This is a genomic window from Clostridium sp. KLE 1755 (assembly GCF_000466465.2).
Classification (GTDB): domain Bacteria; phylum Bacillota; class Clostridia; order Lachnospirales; family Lachnospiraceae; genus Eisenbergiella; species Eisenbergiella porci.
On the sequence record NZ_KE992676.1, the window covers coordinates 1 to 1,937 of the forward strand.

Consider the following 1,937-nt stretch of genomic DNA (forward strand, 5'->3'; position numbering starts at 1 on the left):
CGGGACTTTTACAGCACCATCGAAGAAAATACCTCTGTAGGCCTTTAAAAGCCTATATTTTTTTGTCAAATCTTTTGTTTTATTTACTGGTATTTTATGGTATTCTATGGTATAATGTAAGTAGGGAGGGTTTTGACGATGCGAGTAACCACAACAAAATCGAAAAATGCTGAATCTTTTTATATCACTCATTCCTACACAAAGAACAACGGAACGACAACCTCAAGAATCTATAAAAAACTGGGAACACTTGCCGAACTCTCCAAACTATTAAACACAGATCGGGACGGGGTAATGCTATGGGCCAGAGAACAGGCACGTATTGAAACTGAAAAATATAAAAATGAAAGAGACTGCAAAACGGTATTAATTCCTTTTCATGCAGATCGACCGTTGGATTACGGGAAAGAGGTCTTTCATGAAGGGGGATACCTGTTTCTTCAATCCATATATTATCAATTGCGTCTGGATCGTATATGCCGAAAGATTCGGGACAAGAACAGCTTTGAATACGATATCAATGCCATTCTCTCCGATCTGGTTTATACGAGGATTCTGGAGCCTTCCAGCAAGCGTTCCTCTTATAAGGCTGCTAAAAAGTTTTTAGAAGCTCCCTCCTACGAGCTGCATGATGTTTATCGGGCTTTATCCGTTCTGGCTGATAACTGCGACCTGATCCAGTCTGAGGTTTATAAAAACAGTAACTTTATCCTCAAGCGCAATGATAACATCCTTTATTATGATTGTACGAATTATTACTTTGAAATCGGGCAGGAATGCGGTGACAGAAAATACGGCAAGGGAAAGGAACACCGTCCTAATCCGATCATCCAGATGGGACTTTTTATAGATGGAGACGGGATTCCCTTAGCGTTCTCACTTTTTCCCGGCAATCAAAACGAGCAGACATCCTTAAAACCATTGGAACAAAAAGTTCTTCAGGATTTTGGGCATCAAAAATTTATTTATTGCAGTGATGCCGGATTAGCTTCCGAAGGAAACCGGGTATTCAACCATATGGGCGAACGGGCGTTTATTGTTACGCAATCCATTAAAACGCTGAAGAAAGAAGAAAAGGAATGGGCGTTAAATCAATCCGGATTTAGAAGGGTCTCTGACAATAAACCGGTAGATATAGAAAACTTGTCTGACGAGGATAAGAACGGACTCTTCTATAAGGAGGAACCATATACAACCGCTAAGCTCCATCAAAGATTGATAGTCACCTATTCTCCTAAGTATGCCGCATATCAGAAATCCATTCGGGAGGCACAGGTTGAACGTGCGAGCAGAATGGTAGATTCCGGGAAATTTAAGAAAGAACGCCGAAACCCTAACGATCCGGCGCGCTTTGTCGGAAAGATGGCTGTGACCAGCGAAGGAGAAAAAGCATCCATCCGCTATTATCTTGAGGAAGATAAGATTGAGGAAGAGGCACGATACGATGGTATGTATGCTGTGTGCACCGATCTTTTGGACGATCCTGTTGGTGACATTTTGAAGGTCAGTGAAGGGAGATGGCAGATAGAGGAATGCTTCCGCATCATGAAGGCAGATTTTACGGCAAGGCCTGTATTCGCAAGCCTTGAGGAGCATATAAAAGCACATTTCCTCACCTGTTTTCTGGCCCTGCTGATTTACCGGATACTCGAAAGTAAGTTAGAAGGCAAGTATACCTGTGAAGAAATCCTATCGAAACTGAAAGACATAAATTTCGCAGACATACAGGAGCAGGGCTTTATGCCTTTATATGCAAGAGATAAATTAACGGATACTTTACACGAGATTTGTGGCTTCCGAACCGACTATGAGTTCATTCCCAAAAGTAAAATGAAAAAAATACAGAAGGAAAGCAAGGGAAGGTAAAAATACCAAACCTTAAAACGAGAGTAAAACCTCGTCAAGTGCCTATTCTATGGGCTTTGACGAGGTTCTAT

Annotated in this window: 1 protein-coding gene; it reads left to right on the top strand. The window is 41.5% G+C overall.

Going from position 1 to position 1,937, the window contains the following annotated elements; all coding sequences use genetic code 11:
• The first annotated feature begins 138 nt into the window (after positions 1–138).
• Positions 139–1,866 (top strand): IS1634 family transposase, encoded by a 1,728-nt coding sequence (locus HMPREF1548_RS06830; RefSeq protein ID WP_021635161.1) that lies wholly within the window; start codon positions 139–141, stop codon positions 1,864–1,866.
• The last annotated feature ends 71 nt before the right edge of the window (positions 1,867–1,937 follow it).

Coding starts and splice junctions, on each gene's coding strand:
- HMPREF1548_RS06830 (WP_021635161.1), top strand. CDS start 139: ATGCGAGTAACCACAACAAAATCGAAAAATGCTGAATCTTTTTATATC.